At 61.8% G+C, this 21,827-nt stretch carries 22 protein-coding genes; 2 read left to right on the top strand and 20 right to left on the bottom strand.

The genetic code is table 11. The features are described 5' to 3' along the window. Positions 1 to 32: 32 nt before the first annotated feature. Both HDG37_RS08240 and HDG37_RS08235 read left to right on the top strand, forming a co-directional pair. Positions 33 to 1,292: an acyl-CoA dehydrogenase family protein gene (locus tag HDG37_RS08240; RefSeq protein ID WP_184045937.1), complete on the top strand. Its 1,260-nt coding sequence runs from the start codon at positions 33 to 35 to the stop codon at positions 1,290 to 1,292. A gap of 127 nt (positions 1,293 to 1,419) precedes the next feature. Beyond that, on the top strand, positions 1,420 to 2,121 hold the full coding sequence (locus HDG37_RS08235) for a glutathione binding-like protein (RefSeq protein ID WP_018420032.1): 702 nt from the start codon (positions 1,420 to 1,422) through the stop codon (positions 2,119 to 2,121). Positions 2,122 to 2,220: 99 nt separating this feature from the next. Here the strand turns inward: HDG37_RS08235 and HDG37_RS08230 are convergent, their stop codons facing one another. From HDG37_RS08230 to HDG37_RS08135, 20 genes are all read right to left on the bottom strand, one after another. Further along, entirely contained in the window at positions 2,221 to 2,697 is a 477-nt protein-coding gene (locus HDG37_RS08230; RefSeq protein ID WP_184045935.1) for a MaoC family dehydratase, read from the bottom strand. After that, positions 2,694 to 3,152 (bottom strand): MaoC family dehydratase, encoded by a 459-nt coding sequence (locus HDG37_RS08225; protein WP_090803790.1) that lies wholly within the window; start codon positions 3,150 to 3,152, stop codon positions 2,694 to 2,696. The genes HDG37_RS08230 and HDG37_RS08225 overlap by 4 nt, the downstream gene beginning before the upstream one ends. Before the next feature lie 33 nt (positions 3,153 to 3,185). Further along, complete coding sequence (locus HDG37_RS08220; RefSeq protein ID WP_184045933.1) at positions 3,186 to 4,313, bottom strand: acyl-CoA dehydrogenase family protein; 1,128 nt, start codon at positions 4,311 to 4,313, stop codon at positions 3,186 to 3,188. Positions 4,314 to 4,323: 10 nt separating this feature from the next. Beyond that, positions 4,324 to 5,520, bottom strand: a complete 1,197-nt coding sequence (locus HDG37_RS08215; RefSeq protein ID WP_184045931.1) for an acyl-CoA dehydrogenase family protein — start codon at positions 5,518 to 5,520, stop codon at positions 4,324 to 4,326. 48 nt (positions 5,521 to 5,568) lie between these two features. Then, on the bottom strand, positions 5,569 to 5,994 hold the full coding sequence (locus HDG37_RS08210) for a DUF1178 family protein (protein WP_184045929.1): 426 nt from the start codon (positions 5,992 to 5,994) through the stop codon (positions 5,569 to 5,571). A gap of 216 nt (positions 5,995 to 6,210) precedes the next feature. Then, on the bottom strand, positions 6,211 to 6,735 hold the full coding sequence (locus HDG37_RS08205) for an AlpA family transcriptional regulator (protein WP_184045928.1): 525 nt from the start codon (positions 6,733 to 6,735) through the stop codon (positions 6,211 to 6,213). Between the two features lie 85 nt (positions 6,736 to 6,820). Further along, the gene (locus HDG37_RS08200; RefSeq protein WP_090805657.1) at positions 6,821 to 7,066 is read right to left on the bottom strand and encodes a hypothetical protein; all 246 of its coding nucleotides are present in this window, start codon (positions 7,064 to 7,066) and stop codon (positions 6,821 to 6,823) included. Positions 7,067 to 7,371: 305 nt separating this feature from the next. Continuing rightward, positions 7,372 to 7,962 (bottom strand): NUDIX domain-containing protein, encoded by a 591-nt coding sequence (locus HDG37_RS08195; protein ID WP_184045926.1) that lies wholly within the window; start codon positions 7,960 to 7,962, stop codon positions 7,372 to 7,374. Positions 7,963 to 8,007: 45 nt separating this feature from the next. Continuing rightward, positions 8,008 to 8,304 (bottom strand): DUF2818 family protein, encoded by a 297-nt coding sequence (locus HDG37_RS08190; RefSeq protein ID WP_018420024.1) that lies wholly within the window; start codon positions 8,302 to 8,304, stop codon positions 8,008 to 8,010. Next, complete coding sequence (gene nuoN / locus HDG37_RS08185) at positions 8,304 to 9,776, bottom strand: NADH-quinone oxidoreductase subunit NuoN (protein WP_035470481.1); 1,473 nt, start codon at positions 9,774 to 9,776, stop codon at positions 8,304 to 8,306. The genes HDG37_RS08190 and nuoN overlap by 1 nt, the downstream gene beginning before the upstream one ends. 24 nt (positions 9,777 to 9,800) lie before the next feature. Continuing rightward, the gene (locus HDG37_RS08180; protein ID WP_090803779.1) at positions 9,801 to 11,291 is read right to left on the bottom strand and encodes an NADH-quinone oxidoreductase subunit M; all 1,491 of its coding nucleotides are present in this window, start codon (positions 11,289 to 11,291) and stop codon (positions 9,801 to 9,803) included. A gap of 14 nt (positions 11,292 to 11,305) precedes the next feature. Next, the gene (nuoL, locus tag HDG37_RS08175) at positions 11,306 to 13,357 is read right to left on the bottom strand and encodes an NADH-quinone oxidoreductase subunit L (protein ID WP_184045924.1); all 2,052 of its coding nucleotides are present in this window, start codon (positions 13,355 to 13,357) and stop codon (positions 11,306 to 11,308) included. Between the two features lie 17 nt (positions 13,358 to 13,374). Continuing rightward, positions 13,375 to 13,680, bottom strand: a complete 306-nt coding sequence (gene nuoK, locus HDG37_RS08170) for an NADH-quinone oxidoreductase subunit NuoK (protein ID WP_006052894.1) — start codon at positions 13,678 to 13,680, stop codon at positions 13,375 to 13,377. A 20-nt stretch (positions 13,681 to 13,700) separates the two neighbouring features. Then, a complete protein-coding gene (locus tag HDG37_RS08165; RefSeq protein WP_184045922.1) occupies positions 13,701 to 14,396 on the bottom strand; it encodes an NADH-quinone oxidoreductase subunit J in 696 nt (231 codons plus the stop codon). 190 nt (positions 14,397 to 14,586) lie between these two features. Then, positions 14,587 to 15,075, bottom strand: coding sequence for an NADH-quinone oxidoreductase subunit NuoI (gene nuoI / locus HDG37_RS08160; protein ID WP_090803773.1), 489 nt, complete (start codon positions 15,073 to 15,075; stop codon positions 14,587 to 14,589). Between the two features lie 15 nt (positions 15,076 to 15,090). Continuing rightward, entirely contained in the window at positions 15,091 to 16,155 is a 1,065-nt protein-coding gene (gene nuoH / locus HDG37_RS08155) for an NADH-quinone oxidoreductase subunit NuoH (protein WP_184045920.1), read from the bottom strand. Further along, positions 16,156 to 18,489, bottom strand: coding sequence for an NADH-quinone oxidoreductase subunit NuoG (gene nuoG / locus HDG37_RS08150; RefSeq protein ID WP_184045918.1), 2,334 nt, complete (start codon positions 18,487 to 18,489; stop codon positions 16,156 to 16,158). Positions 18,490 to 18,631: 142 nt separating this feature from the next. Beyond that, positions 18,632 to 19,957, bottom strand: a complete 1,326-nt coding sequence (nuoF, locus tag HDG37_RS08145; protein WP_184045916.1) for an NADH-quinone oxidoreductase subunit NuoF — start codon at positions 19,955 to 19,957, stop codon at positions 18,632 to 18,634. Further along, positions 19,954 to 20,439, bottom strand: coding sequence for an NADH-quinone oxidoreductase subunit NuoE (gene nuoE, locus HDG37_RS08140; RefSeq protein ID WP_027197216.1), 486 nt, complete (start codon positions 20,437 to 20,439; stop codon positions 19,954 to 19,956). Before nuoE ends, nuoF begins: the two co-directional genes overlap by 4 nt. 133 nt (positions 20,440 to 20,572) lie before the next feature. Beyond that, positions 20,573 to 21,826 (bottom strand): NADH-quinone oxidoreductase subunit D, encoded by a 1,254-nt coding sequence (locus HDG37_RS08135; protein WP_090803765.1) that lies wholly within the window; start codon positions 21,824 to 21,826, stop codon positions 20,573 to 20,575. Position 21,827: the final 1 nt, after the last annotated feature.

Raw genomic sequence — 21,827 nt, 5'->3', positions numbered from 1 at the left:
TCATTCGCAGTCCGTTACCCGCGAGGTCCAAGATGAATTTCGATTACACCCCGAAGGTCCAGGCGTTGCGCGAAAAACTGCTCGCCTTTTTCGACGAGCACATTTACCCGAACGAACAGGCGTTCTATGCGGAGATCGCGCGCAACCGCCAGAACGGCAACGCATGGGTGCCGACCGAACTGGTCGAGCAACTCAAGCAGAAGGCGCGCGACGCCGGTCTGTGGAATCTGTTCCTGCCGCAATCGGAGCGCGGCGCGGGCCTGACGAATCTCGAATACGCGCCGCTGTGCGAGATCATGGGCCGCGTGCCGTGGGCGCCGGAAGTGTTCAACTGCAACGCGCCGGACACTGGCAACATGGAGACGATCGAGCGCTACGGCAGCGAAGAGAACAAGCGCGAGTGGCTCGAACCGCTGCTGCAAGGGCAGATCCGTTCGGCGTTTCTGATGACGGAGCCGGAGGTCGCGTCGTCGGATGCGACGAACATCCAGACCAGCATCGTGCGCGATGGCGACCATTACGTGATCAACGGCCACAAGTGGTGGTCGTCGGGCGCGGGCGATCCGCGCTGCGAGGTCTATATCGTGATGGGCAAGACCGATCCCGACGCGCCGCGCCATCAGCAGCAGTCGATGATCCTCGTGCCCGCCGACGCCACCGGCATCACCGTGCATCGCCCGCTCACGGTGTTCGGTTACGACGACGCGCCGCACGGCCACATGGAGATCACACTCGACAACGTGCGCGTGCCCGCCACCAACATGCTGCTCGGCGAAGGCCGCGGCTTCGAGATCGCGCAAGGCCGCCTCGGTCCGGGACGCATCCATCACTGCATGCGCCTGATCGGTCTCGCCGAACGCGCGCTCGAATTGATGGCGAAGCGCTCGCTGCAGCGTGTCGCGTTCGGCAAGCCGGTGGCGTCGCAAGGGGTCACGCAGGAGCGTCTTGCCGAGGCGCGCTGCATGATCGAGCAGGTGCGTCTGCTCACGCTGAAGACCGCGTACATGATGGATACCGTCGGCAACAAGGGCGCGCGCGGCGAGATCGCGATGATCAAGGTGGTTGCGCCGAACATGGCGTGTCAGGTGATCGACTGGGCGATTCAGGCGCATGGCGGCGGCGGCGTCAGCGACGATTTTCCGCTCGCGTATGCCTATGCGTCGGCGCGCACGCTGCGTTTCGCCGACGGCCCCGACGAAGTGCATCGCAACGCGATCGCCAAGCTCGAACTTGCGCGTCATATGGATGCGGGCGCGGCAGCTCGCGTTGAGATGCCGGTCACACGCGTTTGAGTGCTTCGGCTCGGTGTAAGCGTGGGGACTGAACCCGCGGCAAGCAGCGTCGCGCGATCTATGCTCTAATTTTCGGCAACGGCGGCGCCCTCTTTGCGGCGCCGCTTCCACGAACAAAGGAGCCAGGATGATCGACGTCTATAGCTGGGCGACCCCGAACGGCCACAAGATTCATATCATGCTCGAGGAAACGGGCCTACCCTACAACGTGCATGCCGTGAACATCGGTGCCGGCGACCAGTTCAAGCCGGAATTTCTCGCCATCAGTCCCAACAACAAGATTCCCGCGATCGTCGATTCCGAAGGTCCGAAAGGCGCCGACGGCCGGCCTTTCGCGCTATTCGAATCGGGCGCGATCCTGATTTATCTGGCCGAGAAAACCGGCAAGTTTCTACCGAGCGATCCGGCCGCGCGCTACGCGGCACTGCAATGGCTGATGTTCCAGATGGGCGGCCTCGGTCCGATGCTGGGGCAAACGCATCACTTCCGCGTGTATGCACCCGAGCAGATCGAATACGCGGTCAATCGCTACACCAATGAGGCGCGACGTCTGTACGGCGTGATGGACACGCAACTCGGCAAGACGCGTTACCTGGCCGGCAACGACTATACGATCGCGGACATCGCCGCGTTTCCGTGGACACGTTCGTGGAAAAATCAGGGCATCGAGCTCGATACCTTGCCGAACGTGAAGCGCTGGCATGAAGAGATCGCTGCGCGGCCGGCGGTGGTGCGCGGCGTCGATGTGCTGGCGTCGGCGCGCGCGCCGCTGATGGACGACAAGGCGAAAGAGATCCTGTTTGGCGCGACGCAGTACGCGAAACACTAGTTTCGGCCGTCTCGCCGACGCGGCTCGACACAAACAGAAAGCGCGAGCGGCATGCCTGCCGGCTCGCGCTTTTTCATTTCGTCTGCGAAGGGAAAACGCCTAGAAGTAATGCCGCGTGATGAACTCCGCGACGCACACCGGTCGTTCGCTGCCCTGACGCTCCAGCGTCACGTTCCACGCGAGTTGCACGCCGCTGTTGTCGACGTCGTTCACCGACTCGACGGCGAACTTCCCGCGCACCGACGACCCCACGAGTACCGGCGACATGAAACGCACGCGGTTCAAGCCATAGTTGACACCCATGCGCTGCTCGATCTTCACCGTTTTGCCGAGCAAAGCCGGAATCAGCGACAGCGTCAAAAAACCGTGCGCGACCGGGCCGCCAAACGGCGATTCGCGCTTGGCCCGCTCGGGATCGATGTGAATCCACTGATGATCGCCGGTTGCGTCGGCGAAACGGTCGACCCTCTCCTGATCGACGCTCAGCCATTCGCTGACGAGCGGCTCGGCGCCGATGAGCGCGCGCAAAGCGCCCGCATTGTCGAAAGCGACTAGCGTCGCCGCGCTCGCCGTCATGCGGCCGCTCCCGGATTGCGCAGGCCGAACATGCCGTTCGAGCGCACGGTGATCACCGTTTCGCCGTGCTGATTGATGCCCTCCCAGCGTGTCGACACGATGCCGCGATCCGGCTTGCTCTGCGACACGCGCTTGTCGACGATGACGTTCATCATCGTGATCGTGTCGCCGACTCGTACCGGCTTGAGCCAGCGGATCTCGTCGATCCCGGGCGAACCCATTGATGTCGAATCCGCCAGTACCTTGCGCACGAGCATGCCCATCATTACCGAGCAGGTGTGCCAGCCACTCGCGACGAGGCCGCGGAACGGCGATTCGGCCGCGGCGGCTTCGTCGAGATGAAACGGCTGCGGATCGAACTTCTGCGCGAACTCGACAATCTCCTCGCGCGTGAACATGTGCTTGCCGATTTCGCGGCTCGAGCCCACTTCCATGTCTTCGAAACTGATTTTCATCGTGCACCTCCTTTGTCCGGTGGAACGGCCCGATCAGTCTTCGGCGACGGCAAATCCGGGCAGCGTGGCAAACCGCGCGAGATGATGATCGACGTCGCCGAGCGTGGTCTCGATGATCGCGAGGCGCTTGAACAGATGCGCGGCCGCCACTTCGTTCGTGACACCCATGCCGCCGTGCAACTGCACCGCCTGTTGACCAACGAAACGCGCGGCCTGACCGACCCGAACTTTTGCCGCGGAGATCGCTTGACGGCGCTCGTTCGCGTCTTCACTCGCGTAGCGCATCGCAGCCAGATACGTGATCGAGCGCGCCTGCTCCGCGTGGATCAACATCTCGACCATGCGATGCTGCAGCGCCTGGAAACGCGCGATCGGCTGGCCGAACTGCTGGCGCGTTTTGGTGTACTCGACGGTGGCGTGATTGAGCGCGTCGAGCGCGCCGAGCGCTTCCGCGCACAGCAGCAGCGTGCCGTAGTCGGCGATCTGCTCGAGGGTTGCCGCCCCCGCGTGTTCGCCGGCGAGCCGGCGCGCGGGCGTGCCATTGAATTCGAGCGTCGCGGCGCGTTGACCGTCGATCGTGCGGTACTCGGTGAGCGTGACGCCGGCCGCGTCACGCGCGACGACAAAGAGTGCGATCTCGCCATCGAGGCGCGCCGGCACGATCCAGTGGTCCGCCTGCGCGCCGTGCAGCACGACCGATTTGGTGCCGCTCAGCGTGTGCTGCGCACCCTGCCCGCTCGCGGTCGTCGCGACGTCGAACAGATCGTAGCGCGCATACGGCTCGTGAAACGCCACGGCCAGCCTCGCTTCGCCCTGGGCCGCCCGTTCGAGCAGCGCGGCATCTTCGCCGTCGCCGGTGCCGGCCAGGCGCAGCGCTTCGATGCCGACCGCAGTGGCCCAAAACGGCTCGACGACGAGCGCGCGGCCGAGTTCCTGCATGACCACGAGCATGTCGATCGGACCACCGTTGAAGCCGCCCTGAGTTTCGGGCACCGGCAACGCGGTCAGCCCCAGTTCGGTGAACGCCGCCCAGTGCACAGCCGATACGCCCGCCTCCGAGCGCACGATCTGCTGGCGCGCTTCGAAGCCGTAGCTCCTGTCGAGATAGCGGCGCAGCGCATCGGCAAATTGCTGTTGTTCGTCGTTGAAAGTGAAGTCCATGCGCCGCTCCTCAAAGTCCGAGAATCATCTGCGCGATGATGTTCTTTTGAATTTCGTTCGAGCCGCCGTAAATCGACGTCTTGCGGAAGTTGAAGTAGTACGCGGCAAGCGGCGCGGCATCGTCGTCGCCGGCAAGACTGTGCTCGCGTTCGCCTTCGAGGAACGGCACGTCGAACGGCGCGGCCAGCGGGCCGATTGCTTCGAACATCAGCTCGGTGAGCCCCTGTTGCACTTCCGTGCCCTTGATCTTCAGCATCGACGCTTCCGGGCCCGGGCCGCGACCGCCCGCCTCGTTGGCTACCACCCGTTGCACGGTGACTTCCAGCGCCATCAACTCGATTTCGAGACTCGCTACCTTCGCCGCAAACACCGGATCGTGCAGCAGCGGCTTGCCGTTCTTCTTCTGATTCAGCGCGACACGCTTCAGAAACGCCAGCTCACGCTTCGACGCTCCGACTCGCGCAATGCCGGTACGCTCGTGGCCGAGCAAATATTTCGCATACGTCCAGCCACGATTTTCTTCGCCAACGAGATTGTCGACCGGCACTTTGACGTCCTCGAAGAACACCTCGTTGACTTCGTGATCTTCGTCGAGCGTGATGATGGGTCGCACCGTGATGCCCGGGGTTTTCATATCGATCAGCAGGAACGAGATGCCCTCCTGCTTTTTGGCGCCGCTGTCGGTGCGCACGAGGCAGAACATCATGTCGGCGTGCTGGCCGAGCGTGGTCCAGGTCTTCTGGCCGTTGACCACGTAATGATCACCGACGCGCTCCGCGCGAGTGCGCAGCGACGCAAGGTCGGAACCCGATCCCGGTTCCGAGTAGCCCTGACACCACCAGTCCGTGCCGTCGAGAATACGCGGCAGATAGTGGCGCTTCTGCGCCTCGTTACCGTACTTCATCAGCACCGGCGCAACCATCGACACACCGAAAGGCAGCACGGAAGGTGCGCCGATACGCGCGCACTCTTCTTCCCAGATATGTCGTTGCGTCGCGTCCCAGCCGGGGCCGCCGTATTCGCGCGGCCACGCGACCGCCGACCAGCCTCGCGTGCCGAGCAGCCTGTGCCAGCTTGCGAAGTCTTCGCGGGAAAGCCGTTTGTGATTGAGAACCTTGTCCCTCAGCTCGCGAGGCAGATTCGCTTCGAGCCAGGCGCGGACGTCGGCGCGGAACGCGTCTTCAGCGGGGGAATAGTCCAGATTCATGCGTAGTGTCTCCTGGCCGCCACCGCCCGGCCGCCCGGAGCCACCGCGCTATTGCAGTGGTTCCTTCAGCGCAGCTGGGACCGGCAGCGGCATCACTTCGATGCCTTCCTCGACCAAGGCACGCGCATCCTCCGGCGTCGTGACACCGCGAATACTGCGCACAGGCGCTTCGTTGTAGTGAATGCGCCGTGCTTCCTCGGCGAAGCGGTCGCCCACGTTCTCCGTCTTCTCCAGTACCTCGCGCAGCGCGCGCATCATGTGCGCCTGCATTTGCTCCACGCCCGCCGGCGCCTTGGAGTCGGTCGCGCCCGACAGATTCAGACGCGGTGCCGAAGGCAAACGGCTCACCTCGTTCGCACCGCAGATCGGACATTCGACGAGCTTGCGGGACTGCTGCGACTCGAAGTCATCGGTCGAAGCGAACCAGCCTTCGAACCGATGGCCATGCGGACACTGTAAATCGAGGACCTTCATGTGGAATCAGGGCTTGCGTGCCAGTTTAGCGCAAAATGGAAATTTGTGAACGATCGTTCGCAAAACTTTAGAGCCGACGCGCAACCGCCAGCAGCCGCAAGGAAATATGACGCGGGTGGGCAATTTTAACGCTTTACGGCAGGTGCTGCCGAAGGCGGCCCGGCTAGTAAGCTGTGCCACATTTGCTCCGCGCTACGGCCCGCTTGCGGCGCACTGCTACGCCACGAGATTGCTCAGTTGACGGCTCACACGCGGTTCAATCTGACGGGCCTCCTTCGTCAGATTGATCTGCTTCGCGAGTTTTGCGACATCCGCCACACCGACCTCAATCTCGTACCCGCCGCGCGCGGTCAGCCATTCGAGCACGTCCGCCAGATGCCACACCGATGCACTGCCTTCGTGGACCGGTGACGGGAAGTCGATCGCGTTGTTCAGCATCAGCTTGCGCATGTTTTGCCGCGACACGCCGGCCACCTCGGCCACGTCGGTCAGCCCTACGAAGTCAGGTCCCGCCTCGACCAGCTGCGCGGACGGCACCGCACCTTTCACGTCCTTGAGCGCGCTGGTGACAGCCGCGAGCGCGCTCGCGCCTTGACGGGTGAAAAGCAGCCCGAGGCGGCCGGGTTGCCCGACGCCAATCGTGGCGTCGTCGCACCCCGCTTCGCCCAATCGTTCGATGATTGCGTCTGCATCGCATTCTTCCCCGGCGAGGCGGTATTTCAACGTGAACACATATTCCATACGTTACTCCTGTCTTCGTTGAGCCCAGGTTGTTGCGAATCCTGCTTGATACCTGCTTGATACCTGCTTGATACCTACCAACCCACTAGCGCCGTGCCGTGCAGTTGCCGACGATGCGCCGCAAGTGCCTGGCGTGATTGCCGGCATTCTTCGGCGTACTCCAGACGCTCGATATACAGAACTCCCCGCAACGACATTCGGCGTCTCTGTACGGGCAATGGATTTTTCCCCACGCATGACCTCTTCCGCCGTCCTGAACGCGCCAGCCGTGCTGTTCCGCGTATGCCAATGCGGCCTCGATCTCTTTCTTCATGTGCCTTGCTCGAACCATCGAGACCTCCAATTTAGTCGCTCCAGCGTGGGTTGTCAATTGACAACCCACGCTGGAGCAGAAATGAGATCACTGCGATCTTTAACGTCAGCCATCCAAAACAAAATCGACGACGAATTCGGTGATCGAGAGGTTCATACTAGCCGGCCGCCGGCGCCACGACGAGCCAGCCAGATGGCATAGGAGACGGCTTATTTTTCGAGCCAGAAAGAAACCGCGAAGCCAATGAAAAGCCCCTGCCGGTCATCGACCAACAGGGGCTCCGTTCACCTGCAACGCGGATCAGCTATCGGGTAGACGCGAACTTATACCGTTTCGGGCGCCTCGGTCGGCCACGTACCCGACAGCACTTTCTCGAGCCAGAAGGTACCGATGATCGTCTTCACATCGGTGATCTTGCCCGTGCGCACCCACTCGGATACCTGCTCCACGGTCGCGGTGAAAAGTTCGAGAAACTCGCCTTCATCGAGGTTGCGCTCACCCGCGGTCAAGCCCCGCGCGAGATAGATATCAATGAATTCGGTCGAGTAAGAAATGATCGGGTGAATCCGAGTCAGGTACACGTACTCGCGCGCGGTATAGCCGGTTTCCTCGCGCAGTTCCCGGACCGCGCAGGCCAGCGCGTCCTCGTTCGGGTCGAGCTTGCCGGCCGGATATTCGACCATCACCTTGCTCATCGGATAGCGATACTGACTTTCGAGCAGCACGCGAGCGTCGTCGAACAAGGGGATCACCATGACGGCGCCCGGATGCTGAACGTATTCGCGCGTTGCCTGTTTGCCGTCGGGCAGTCGGACCGTATCGTACTTGACCGTCATGAACGGTCCTTGATGGACCGTCTTGCTGTCGATACAAGTCTCGGTTAGCGCGGCGTCGTGATTGGGAAGCTCAGCCATGTGCGGACCTCAGAACAGCCAGGCGCGCGCGACGGCGGGACGCCGTCAGCGGCGTTTGACGAGATATTGGAAGGTAAAGCCGGGGAAAGCGAACACGACGAACAGCGCAAACGTAATCGCGTAGAACTGCCAGCCCTGCTCGAAGCGGTTTCCCGCGCGCGCTTCGAGCAAAAAGCCCAGCGCGCCGACCACGAAATACAGCACGATCAATTCGGCAATCCGGAGCCAGGCGCTTTTCTTCGCCGCTTTCAACGGCACCGCGGCGAAGAGGCGCTGATTCAGGAACGGCAGGTTGGCGCCGACCAGCGCCAACAGCACGATAAACCAGCCCGCAGCGGACATCAGAGCAGCAGCGTGTGCTGGATCGCCTGCAGGCAGGCGCGCAACAGCGGATCCGGCACGATACCGAGCACCAGCACGGCGACGCCGTTCAACGCGAGCAACGCGCGCGTGCTCGTGTCCGCCACGATCGGCGACTTGTCTTGCGGCTCGTCGAAGTACATCAGCTTGACGATACGCAGGTAGTAGAACGCGCCGAACAGCGACGTGATCACGGCGAGCACGGTGAGCCAGGTCAGGCCGGCGTTCATCGTCGCTTGCAGCACGGCGAGCTTCGCATAGAAGCCGACTGCCGGCGGAATACCCGCGAGCGAGAACATCATGATCATCATCACGAACGCGAATACCGCGCTGCGCTGATTGAGGCCCTTGAAGTCCTCCAGCGTATCCGCTTCGAAGTCGCGGCGCGCGAGCAGCATGATGACGCCGAAGGTGCCGAGCGTCGTGATCAGGTAGACGATGCTGTAGAACATCGCCGAGCCGTACGCGTTCGCGGCGCCCGTGGTTTTCTGGTCGACCACGCCGGCGAGCAGGCCGAGCAGCACGAAGCCCATGTTCGAGATCGCCGAATACGCGAGCATCCGCTTGACGTTGCGCTGCACGATCCCGGTGATGTTGCCGACGATCAGCGACAGCGCCGCCAGAATCACCAGCATCTGCTGCCATTCGACCGCCAGCGGCAGCAGGCCCATCACGAGGAAACGCAGACCCCACGCGAACGCCGCGACCTTCGGGCCGCCGCCGACGATGAGCGTCATCGCCGTCGGTGCGCCCTGGTACACGTCAGGCACCCACATATGGAACGGCACCGCACCCATCTTGAACGCCACGCCCGCCACGATGAAGATGACGCCGAACAGCAGCACGGTCGGATCGTAGTGGCTCGTGCTGATCGCCTTGAACACTTCGTTCAGGTCGAGCGAGCCGGTCGCGCCATACAGCATCGAAACACCGTACAGCAGGAAGCCGGAAGCCAGCGCGCCGAGCACGTAGTACTTCATCGCCGCTTCGTTCGACGACGCCACTTCGCGACGCAGCGCGATCACCGCGTACAGCGACAGCGACATCAGTTCCAGACCGAGATACAGCGTCAGGAAGTTATTGCCCGAGATCATCACGATCTGGCCGAGCAGCGAGAACATGCCGAGCAGGAAGAAGTCGCCGCGGAACAGGCTACGGTCTTCGAGGTAGCGACGCGAATAAACGATCGTCACCGCATAGCCGAGCGACACCACTGCCTTCATCACATTGGCGAACGGATCGACCACGTACATGTGATCGAAGAAGTAATGCACTTGCGGGTCGAACGCATTGATCGCGAACCAGATCCCGGCGACGAGCGTCGAGAAGAACGCGATGAAATACGTGGTACGGCGACCCTCCTGGCCGACGAACGTGTCGTTGAGCCACGCGATGACAATGGCGAACATCACCAGTGCGTCGGGCAACAGAGCAGTCATAGGGGCGTTTTGCATGGTCTTAAATTCCTCCGCTCGTCGTTACTGAGGCAACGGCAGCTTCGATTGGGCAACGTGGGAGAGGAGGTTTTCCACGGATACGTGCATCACATCGGTAAAGGGCTTCGGGTACAGGCCCATGAACAGCGTCAGTGCGGCGAGCACAGCCAGCATGAAAAATTCGCGACGGTCGATGTCGAGCAGGTTCTTCACGTGGTCGTTCGCGACCGCGCCGAAGTACACGCGCTTGTACATCCACAGCGTGTAGGCCGCGCCGAGAATCAGCGTGACCGCCGCGCCACTCGCGATCCAGAAGTTGTACTGGACGGAAGCCAGAATCACCATGAATTCGCCGACGAAACCGGAAGTGCCCGGCAAGCCGCAATTCGCCATCGCGAACAGCATCACGAATGCCGCGAACTTCGGCATCACGTTGACGACGCCGCCGTAATCGGCGATCTGACGCGAGTGCATGCGGTCGTACAGTACGCCGATGCACAGGAACATCGCGCCCGACACGAAACCGTGCGAGATCATCTGCACGATCGCGCCTTCCGCGCCGAGCTGATTGAAGATAAAGAAGCCGAGCGTGACAAAGCCCATGTGCGCGATCGACGAATACGCGACCAGTTTCTTCATGTCGGCCTGCACCATCGCGACGAGACCGATGTAGATCACCGCGATCAGCGACAGCGTGATGACGACCGGTGCGAGGAAATGGCTCGCATCAGGCGTGATCGGCAGCGAGAAGCGCAGGAAACCGTACGCACCGAGCTTCAGCATGATCGCGGCCAGCACGACCGAGCCGCCGGTCGGCGCTTCCACGTGCGCGTCCGGCAACCACGTGTGCACCGGCCACATCGGCACCTTCACCGCGAAGGCCAGGAAAAACGCGATAAACAGTAGCACCTGCGGCGTCATCGCTATCTGCGCGTGTTGCCACGTGGCGATGTCGAACGAGCCGGTCTGGTTGTACAGATAGATCAGCGCAACCAGCATCAGCAGCGAGCCCGCCAGCGTGTACAGGAAGAACTTGAATGCCGCGTACACGCGGTTCGCCCCGCCCCACACGCCGATGATGATGTACATCGGGATCAGCGTCGCTTCGAAGAACACGTAGAACAACAGGCCGTCGGCCGCGCTGAACACGCCGACCATGATGCCCGACAGGATCAGGAAGGCCGCGAGGTACTGGCCGACGTTCTTCGTGATCACTTCCCACGCCGCGATCACGACGATCACCGTGATCAACGCGGTCAACGCAACGAACCACATCGAAATGCCGTCCACGCCGAGGTGATACGTGATGTGGAAGCGCTCGATCCAGTTCGCCTGCTCGACGAACTGCAGCTCGGCGGTGCTCGAATCGAAGCTGGTGATCAATGGCAGCGTGACGAGGAAGCTCAGAACCGAGCCGATCAGCGATATCCAGCGCGCGGGGGCGGGGTTCTCGTCGTTGCCGATCGCGAGGACCAGCAGACCGAAAAAGATCGGCAACCAGATCGCGATGCTCAGAATCGGATAAGCGTGCATGAGTGTCCCTCGCCTTATTTGCCGCCGAGCGTTACGAACAGGGTCAGGAGCCCCAGCATGCCGATGATCATGGCGAACGCGTAGTGGTAGATGTAGCCGGATTGGAGGAAGCGGATCACGCTCGCGAACCAGCCGATAAAGCGTGCGCTACCGTTGACGATGCCGTCGATCACGACCACGTCGCCTTCCTTCCACAGACCCCGACCAATGGCCACCGCGCCCCGCGCAAACACGACTTCGTTGATCTTGTCCATGTAGTACTTGTTATCGAGCAACGTGTAGATCGGGCCGAATGCGCGCTTGATGACAGCAGGCAGATCCGGACGGACCAGATACAGGAACCATGCGACCACCACGCCTGCGAGCGCGAGCCACACAGGCAGGCCCGACACCGAGTGCAGACCCATCGATGCCCAGCCCTGGAATTCTTCGGTCATCTCATGCAGCGCCGGATGGTTCTCGCTGATGTAGATCACCTTGTCGAACGCGACGCCGTGCTGGAAGAAGTCGCCGAACAGCATCGGACCAACGCCGATCGCGCCGATCACGATCGACGGAATCGCCAGCAGCACGAGCGGCACCCACACGACCCACGGCGTTTCGTGCGGCTCGTGAGCGTGGTCGTCGTGACCATGACCATGGTCGTCATGCCCATGCGACTCGGCCTCCGCGCCCATCGGCGATTCCGGGTGCTTCGGATTGCGGAAGCGCTCCTCACCGTGGAACACCATGAAATACATACGGAACGAATACAACGCGGTCACGAACACGCTTGCGACCACCGCGAAGTACGCGAAACCCGAGCCCGGCAGATGCGACAGTTTCACCGCGTCGATGATCGAGTCTTTCGAGTAGAAGCCCGAGAAGAACGGCGTGCCGATCAGCGCGAGCGAACCGATCAGCGACGTGATCCACGTAATCGGCATGTACTTGCGCAGGCCGCCCATGTTGCGCATGTCCTGATCGTGATGCATGCCGATGATCACCGAACCCGCGCCGAGGAACAGCAGCGCCTTGAAGAACGCGTGCGTCATCAGGTGAAACACGGCGACCGAATATGCCGACGCGCCGAGCGCGACCGTCATGTAACCGAGCTGCGACAGCGTGGAATAAGCGACCACACGCTTGATGTCGTTCTGGACGATCCCGAGGAAACCCATGAACAGCGCGGTAATCGCACCGATGACCATGACGAACGACAGCGCCGTATCCGACAGTTCGAAGAGCGGCGACATGCGCGTGACCATGAAGATACCGGCCGTCACCATGGTCGCCGCGTGAATCAGCGCGGAGATCGGCGTCGGGCCTTCCATCGAGTCCGGCAGCCACACGTGCAGCGGGAACTGAGCCGACTTACCCATCGCGCCGATGAACAGGCAGATGCAAGCCACCGTCAGCAGGCCCCAGTCGGTACCCGCGAAGTTCAGCGCCGCGAGTTCGGTACGCTTCGCGAAGACTTCGCCGTAGTTCATCGAGCCGGCGAACGCGAACAGCAAACCGATGCCGAGCAGGAAACCGAAGTCGCCGACGCGATTCACGATGAACGCCTTCATGTTCGCGTAGATCGCGCTCTCACGCTTGAAGTAGAAGCCGATCAGCAGGTACGAAACGAGACCCACCGCTTCCCAGCCGAAGAACAGCTGCAGGAAGTTGTTGCTCATCACGAGCATCAGCATCGAGAACGTGAACAGCGAGATGTACGAGAAGAAGCGCTGGTAGCCGTCGTCGTCGGCCATGTAGCCGATCGTGTAGATATGCACCATCAGCGACACGAAGTTCACCACGCAGATCATCATCGCGGTCAGCGAGTCGACCAGGAAACCGACTTCGAGCTGGGTCTTGCCGATTGACATCCATTGATAAACGGTAGCGTTGAAGCTCGCGCCGTCCATCACCTGGAAAAAGACCATGACCGACAGGATGAACGAAATCGCGACGCCGAGGATCGTGACCGAATGCGCACCCGCCCGCCCTATCGCCTTGCCGAACAGCCCCGCAATCAGGGAACCGGCGAGCGGTGCCAGCGGAATTGCCAACAGCAGGTTTTCATTGAGTATCGTGGACATAACCGCTTTTCCTGAAATTAACCTTTGAGCTGATCGAGATCCTCGACATTGATCGTGTCGAGACTACGGAACAGGGTCACCAGAATTGCGAGACCGATCGCCGCTTCGGCTGCCGCAACCGTCAGCACGAAGAAGACGAAAATCTGGCCATGCACGTCGCCCAGGTAGTGCGAGAACGCGACGAAATTGGTGTTCACCGCGAGCAGCATCAGTTCGATCGCCATCAGGATGATGATGACGTTGCGGCGGTTCAGGAAAATGCCGACGATGCTGATCGCAAACAGGATCGCGCCGAGGACAAGGTAATGGGCAAGGGTCAACATGATTTCTATCTCCTGTCCGCTCAGCTGTTCTTGGCCGGCGCCGAGTCGGCTGCTGCTGCTGCAGCTGCCGCGGCAGCCGCTTGTTCCGCAGCGAGGGTCGCCGCGGTTTTCTCTGACGGCATCTTCACGACGCGCACGCGGTCCTGGGCGCGCACCTTGACCTGTGCGCTGACGTTCTGACGCTTGCTGTCCTTCTTGTGGCTCGTGGTCAGCGCGATCGCCGCGATGATGGCAACCAGCAGGATCAGGCCGGCAATTTCGAACGCGAAGATGTAGTCGGTATAGATGACCTTGCCGATCAGGCGCGTGTTCGACCAGTCGCCCATGCCAGCGGCAGCCGCTGCCGTGTCGCGCAGCGCCGTGGTGGTCGCGCCGTAGCCGTGCCACAGGATCAGCGCGGTTTCGATCACGATGATCGCGCCCACCGCCGAGGCCATCGGCACGAAGCGTTTGAAGTCCTTGCGCAGCACGTCGAGATTGACGTCCAGCATCATCACGACGAACAGGAACAGCACCATCACCGCGCCGACGTAGACCAGCACCAGCAGGATCGCGAGGAACTCGGCCTCCAGCAGCATCCAGATCGCTGCTGCGTTGAAGAACGCCAGCACGAGAAACAGTGCGGACGACACCGGGTTGCGCGAGGTGATCACCTTCAGCCCTGAAACCACCAGGAGCAGCGCGAAGATGTAGAACAGTACGGTCGTGAATTCCATGATTACCGGTTCATCGTTAGGCCATCGTCAGGCATTGTTCTTTGGCACCCGTGGCTGGCAAAAGCGGACGAAACCGCCAGAATCGCCACACAGGTGCGCCGTGCCGCGGCGTTCAGGCCGCGGCGGTCGGCCCGACAGCAGGCCGTGTTACTGCTTTTACTGCCGCATTTGCTGCACGCGGGAAAACGCTTCAACGATACGGTGCGTCGGCTGCCTTGTTGGCCGCGATTTCTGCTTCGTAGCGGTCGCCAACGGCCAGCAGCATTTCCTTCGTGAAGTAAAGGTCGCCGCGCTTCTCGCCGTGATACTCGAGAATGTGCGTCTCGACGATCGAATCGACCGGGCAGCTTTCTTCGCAGAAACCGCAGAAGATGCACTTGGTCAGGTCGATGTCGTAGCGCGTCGTGCGGCGCGTGTTGTCCGCGCGCGTTTCCGATTCGATTGTGATCGCGAGCGCCGGGCACACTGCTTCGCACAGCTTGCACGCGATGCAGCGCTCTTCGCCGTTTTCATAGCGGCGCAGCGCATGCAGACCGCGGAAACGCGGCGAGATCGGGGTCTTCTCTTCAGGGAACTGCACGGTGATCTTGCGCTGGAACGCGTAGCGTCCGGTCAGCGCGAGGCCTTTCAGCAGTTCCGTGAGGAAGAAAGTCTTGAAGAAGTTTTGGATTGCGGTCATAGGTTCGTCCGCCCTTTATTTCCAGATGTTCAACGGCGACATGATCCAGAAGCCGACCACCACGAGCCACACCACGCAGACCGGAATGAAAACCTTCCAGCCGAGACGCATGATCTGGTCATAGCGATAGCGCGGGAACGTGGCGCGCGCCCAGATGAACACCGACAACAGGAAGAAAACCTTGGCGACGAGCCAGACGATGCCCGGGATGAACGACAGGAACCCGAACGGGGCGCTCCAGCCGCCGAGGAACAGTGTTGCAGCCAATGCCGAGATCACGATCATGTTGATGTACTCGGCGAGGAAGAACAGCGCGAACGCCATACCCGAGTAATCGATCATGTGGCCCGCGACGATTTCCGATTCGCCCTCCACCACGTCGAACGGGTGGCGGTTCGTTTCGGCGATGCCCGAGATGAAGTACACGACGAACATCGGCAGCAGCGGCAGCCAGTTCCAGGACAGGATGTTCAGGCCGTGCGAGGCGAAGAAGCCCTGTTCCTGCGAGCCGACGATGCCCGACAGGTTCAGCGTACCGGCCGTCATCAGCACGACCACCAGCGCGAAGCCCATCGAGATTTCGTACGAGACCATCTGCGCGGCGGCGCGCATCGCGCCGAGGAACGCGTACTTCGAGTTCGACGCCCAGCCGGCCAGAATCACGCCATACACGCCGATCGACGAGATCGCCATCGCGTATAGCAGACCCGCGTTGATGTCACCGAGCACCGCGCCCGCCTGGAAAGGAATCACCGCCCAGACCGCGAAGGCCGGCACCACCACCATGATCGGCGCGATCACGTAGATCCAGCGGCTTGCCTGAGCGGGCTGGATCACTTCCTTCAGCAGCAGTTTCAGCACGTCGGCGATCGGCTGCAAGAGCCCGGCGGGACCGACGCGGTTCGGACCGAGACGCACATGCATCCAGCCGATCAGCTTGCGCTCCCACAGGATCAGGTAAGCGACGCACAGCAGGATCGCGACGGCCACCACCAGGATGCGCACGAGCGCCCACACCGTGGGCCATGCCACACCGAGAAGTTGGGCGCCGCCCGAGTTGATCGTATCGAACAAGCTCATTTACGCCTTCTCCACCACCAGTTCACCGAACAGGCTGCCCAGCGCTGCACCGGCAGGCGTAGCCGCCGATACGCGGACGACCGTCTCCGCAAGATTCGCATCGCGCACGGCAGGCAACTGCACCGCTTGCTCGCCCTGACGAACGCGCACCGCGTCGCCCTCTTTCAAACCCAGTTTGTCGAACAGCGCAGCCGGCAGGCCGACCGAATTCGCCGTACGGGCCGCCGCGGTCAGATGCAGCGACTCCGCGCGACGCACGAGCGCATCGGCATGATAGATCGGCACGTTCGCGAGACGCTCGAACTTGCCTTCCGCCGCCTTCGCGGCCTGGCCGCGCGTCACCGCGACGCTCGTGCGGTTCGATAGACGCGACTTCAGCTCGCCGTCGCCGAGCGCGGCCGCACGCACTTCTTCGACCGTGTCGTATTCGAAGCCCGGCGCGCCAAGCAGGCTACCCAGCACGCGCAACACCTTCCAGGCCGGACGCGTGTCGCCGAGCGGACGCACGACGCCGTTGAACGCCTGCACCGTGCCTTCGGCATTGACGAACGTACCGCCCGATTCGGTGAATGGCGCGATCGGCAGCAGCACGTCGGCATAGTCGGCGCCGGTCTGGAACGGCGACATCACGACGACCATCTCGGCCTGCTTCAGCGCGGCAAGCGCCTGCGCCGGATTGGCCGTGTCGAATTCCGGCTCGAGATTCAACAGCAGATAGCCCTTGCGCGGCTGCTCGAACACTTCGCGCGCGTTCAGACCGCCTTCGCCCGGCAGCGCGTTCACGAGGTGCGCGCCGACCGTGTTGGCCGCTTCGGTCAGGAAACCGAGCGTTGCGCCGGTTGCCTCGGCAATCCATTGCGCCGCGGCGTGGATCGCCGCGAAGTCCGGATGACGGACCGCTTCGTTACCGAGCAGCACGACGCGGTGCTCGCCGGTAGTCAGCGATTTCGCTATCTGCTTTTGCGCGTCCGTCGGCTGCGTGCCCGCGAATGCTTCCGGCAGCGCGACGCCCTTCGCTTCGCCCACCGCGCAGGCGATGCCTGACAACACCTCGAGCCATGCCGACGGCGCCGCGACCACGCGTTGCGCCTGAGGGATCATCGCGTCGTCGTTGGTGGCCTGGAGCAGCGTAAGTGCCGAACCGCCTCGTGCGACCTGGCGCAAACGCGCGGCGAGCAGCGGATGGTCACGGCGCAGATCCGAGCCGATCACGAGCGCCGCATCGACGTTCGACAGATCGGCGATCGTGCCGCCGAGCCACGGCGCGCCAGTAACGGGCGCCGAGAAATCCGACTGACGCAGACGGAAGTCGACGTTCGGCGTGCCGACCGCTTGCGCGATCTGCTTCAACAGGAACAGTTCTTCGACGGTGCTGTGCGCGCTCGACAGTGCGGCAAGCGCGTTCGCGCCGTGGTCACTCTTGATGCCCTTCAGACCCTTGACCACGTATTCGAGCGCGGTCTGCCAGTCGGTTTCGACCCACTGGCCGCCTTGCTTGAGCATCGGTTTGGTCAGACGCTCGGGGCTGTTCAGGCCTTCGTACGAGAAGCGGTCCTTGTCCGAGATCCAGCACTCGTTGATCGCTTCGTTTTCGAACGGCAGAACGCGCATCACGCGATTGTTCTTCACCTGCACGATGAGGTTCGCACCGACGGAATCGTGCGGGCTCACCGACTTGCGGCGTGACAGCTCCCAACTACGGGCGCTGTAGCGGAACGGCTTGCTCGTGAGCGCGCCGACCGGGCACAGGTCGATCATGTTGCCCGACAGCTCGGAGTCGACCGTCTTGCCGACGAACGATGTGATTTCCGCATGCTCGCCGCGGCCCAGCATGCCGAGTTCCATCACCCCGGCGATTTCCTGGCCGAAGCGAACGCAACGCGTGCAGTGAATGCAGCGCGACATCTCTTCCATCGAGATCAGCGGACCCACGTTCTTGTGGAACACCACGCGCTTTTCTTCGCTATAGCGTGACGACGACTTGCCGTAACCAACGGCCAGATCCTGCAACTGGCATTCGCCACCCTGATCGCAGATCGGGCAGTCGAGCGGATGGTTGATCAGCAGGAATTCCATCACGGCTTGCTGGCCTTTCACCGCCTTGTCCGACCTGGTGCGCACGATCATGCCAGCCGACACCGGGGTCGCGCACGCCGGCACGGCCTTCGGCATCTTCTCGACATCGACCAGACACATCCGGCAGTTGGCCGCAATCGACAGCTTCTTGTGATAGCAGAAGTGAGGAATGTAGGTGTCGACCTTATGCGCAGCCTGGATCACCATGCTGCCTTCAGGCACCTCGACTTTCTTGCCGTCTATTTCCAGTTCAACCATGATGGTCAATCTTCCTTAACCTGTTACCGCTCAATCGTTCGCCTGTTCATCGCCCGCTTCGGGCCATGAATCCTGCGGTTGAGGTGTTCGTCTGGTAGTTATCCGTCAGCCGAACCTGGCGGGCCGACTCAGGCGGCCACCGTCAGGCAGCCACTGTTTCGTGCGCCGCCGTGCCGGCATGGCCGCCGACGAGGCAATGCTTGTGGGCGACGTGATATTCGAATTCGTCCCAGTAGTGCTTGAGCATGCCCCGAACCGGCATCGCGGCCGCGTCGCCGAGCGCGCAGATCGTGCGGCCCATGATGTTTTCCGCGACGGAGTTCAGCAGATCCAGATCTTCCTGGCGGCCGAGACCATGCTCGATACGATGCACGACGCGATACAGCCAGCCCGTGCCTTCACGGCAAGGCGTGCATTGACCGCACGACTCTTCGTAATAGAAGTACGACAGGCGCAGCAGCGAGCGCACCATGCAGCGCGTCTCGTCCATCACGATCACTGCGCCCGAGCCGAGCATCGAGCCGGCCTTCGCGATCGAGTCGTAATCCATGTCGGTCTGCATCATCATCTCGCCCGGAATCACCGGCGCCGACGAACCACCGGGAATCACAGCCTTGATCTTCTTGCCGCCGCGCATGCCGCCGGCGAGTTCCATCAGCGTCGCGAACGGCGTGCCGAGCGGAATTTCGTAATTGCCCGGACGCTCGACGTCGCCCGACACCGAGAAAATCTTCGTGCCGCCGTTGTTCGGCTTGCCGATTTCAAGGTAATTCTGCGGGCCGATGGCGAGCAGGAACGGCACCGCCGCGAACGTTTCGGTGTTGTTGATCGTGGTCGGCTTGCCGTACACGCCAAAGCTCGCCGGGAACGGCGGCTTGAAGCGCGGCTGCCCCTTCTTGCCCTCGATCGATTCGAGCAGCGCGGTTTCTTCGCCACAGATGTACGCACCGTAACCGTGATGCGCATGCAGCTCAAACGAAAAGCCAGAGCCCATGATGTTGTCGCCGAGGAACCCGGCGCGGCGAGCTTCTTCCAACGCTTCTTCGAAGCGCTTATAGACTTCCCAGATTTCGCCGTGAATATAGTTGTAGCCGACCGTGATGCCCATCGCGTACGCGCCGATCGCCATACCTTCGATCAGCGAATGCGGATTGAAGCGCAGAATGTCGCGGTCCTTGAACGTGCCCGGCTCGCCCTCGTCCGAATTACAGACGAGGTACTTCTGGCCCGGGAACTGACGCGGCATGAAGCTCCACTTCAGACCGGTCGGGAAGCCCGCGCCGCCGCGGCCGCGCAGACCCGACGCCTTGACGTCGGCGATCACCTGCTCGGGCGCGATCTTTTCTTCCAGGATGCGGCGCAGCTGGGCGTAACCGCCGCGAGCCACATAGTCTTCGAGATGCCAGTTGTCGCCGTTCAGTCCGGCGAGAATCAGCGGTTTGATGTGACGATCGTGTAAAGCCGTCATTTCGAAAGTTCCTCGAGCAGCTGGTCGATCTTCTCGCGGCTCATGAAGCTGCACATGCGTTGGTTGTTCACCAACATCACCGGTGCGTCGCCGCACGAACCCATGCACTCACCCTCTTTCAGCGTGAATTTGCCATCGGGCGTGGTTTCACCGAAGTCGATGCCGAGCTTCTGCTTCAGGTATTCAGCGGCGCTTTCGGAACCGCCGTCCGGGCCGAGCTGGCACGGCAGGTTCGTACAGAGCGTGATCTTGAACTTGCCGACCGGCGAGGTCTCATACATCGTGTAGAAGGTCGCTACCTCCTGCACGGCGATTGCCGGCATGCCGAGATAATCCGCGACGAACTGCATGAGTTCCGGCGACAGCCAGCCATGCTCCGTTTGAGCAATGGCCAACGCCGACATCACGGCGGACTGTTTCTGATCCGCGGGGTACTTTGCGACCGCACGATCGATTTCTTTCAGGCCTTCAGCTGAGATCATTTTCAGACACGACTCTTTCAATTCCTACCGAACGAAAACCTGTCGCTCACGTCATACTGCGACAGACCCGGCGTTCCTTTGCTTGACCCGCGTGGCGGTGCGACGACCGCAGACGCGCGTCGATGAATACGTCCTAGCGATCCACTTCGCCGAACACGATGTCCTGCGTGCCGATGATCGTCACGGCGTCGGCGATCATGTGGCCGCGCGCCATTTCGTCGAGCGCGGACAGGTGCGCATAGCCCGGGGCGCGGATCTTCAAACGATACGGCTTGTTGGCGCCGTCCGAGATCAGATAGATGCCGAACTCGCCCTTCGGATGTTCGACTGCGGCATACGCCTCGCCTTCGGGCACATGGAAGCCTTCGGTGAACAGCTTGAAGTGGTGGATCAGATCTTCCATGTTCGACTTCATGCCGACGCGCGACGGCGGCGCAACCTTGTGATTGTCCGTCATCACCGGGCCCGGATTTTTGCGCAGCCACTCAATGCACTGTTTCGCGATACGCGTGGACTGGCGCATTTCTTCGACGCGCACCAGATAGCGGTCATAGCAGTCGCCATTCACGCCGACCGGAATGTCGAAGTCGAGCTTGTCATAAACCTCATACGGCTGCTTCTTGCGCAGATCCCACTCGATGCCCGAGCCACGCAGCATCGCGCCGGTCATGCCGAGCTGCAGCGCGCGCTCCGGGCTGACCACGCCGATACCAACCAGACGCTGCTTCCAGATCCGGTTGTCGGTGAGCAGCGTTTCGTATTCGTCGACGCACTTCGGGAAGCGCGTAAAGAAGTCGTCGATGAAGTCGAGCAGCGAACCCTGACGGTTTTCGTTCATCTTCGACAACGCCTTCGCATTGCGAATCTTCGACGCCTTGTATTGCGGCATTGCGTCAGGCAGATCGCGATAGACGCCGCCCGGGCGATAGTAGGCCGCGTGCATGCGCGCGCCCGACACCGCCTCGTACACGTCCATCAGGTCTTCGCGCTCGCGGAACGCATACAGGAACACCGCCATCGCACCGACGTCGAGCGCGTGCGAGCCAATCCACATCAGGTGATTCAACACGCGCGTGACTTCGTCGAACAGCACACGAATGTATTGCGCGCGCAGCGGCACGTCGATGCCGAGCAGCTTTTCAATGGCGAGCACGTAGCCGTGCTCGTTGGCCATCATCGACACGTAGTCGAGACGGTCCATGTACGGCACCGACTGGATGAACGTCTTGCTTTCGGCGAGCTTTTCAGTCGCGCGATGCAGCAGACCGATGTGCGGATCGGCGCGTTGGATCACTTCGCCGTCGAGTTCGAGCACGAGACGCAACACACCGTGCGCTGCCGGGTGCTGCGGACCAAAGTTGAGCGTGTAGTTCTTGATCTCTGCCATG

It is taken from the genome of Paraburkholderia sp. MM5384-R2 (genome assembly GCF_014201025.1).
GTDB classification, from domain to species: domain Bacteria; phylum Pseudomonadota; class Gammaproteobacteria; order Burkholderiales; family Burkholderiaceae; genus Paraburkholderia; species Paraburkholderia tuberum.
The sequence above is the reverse complement of the archived record's forward strand: the minus strand, read 5'-3'. Positions and strand labels throughout refer to the sequence as shown.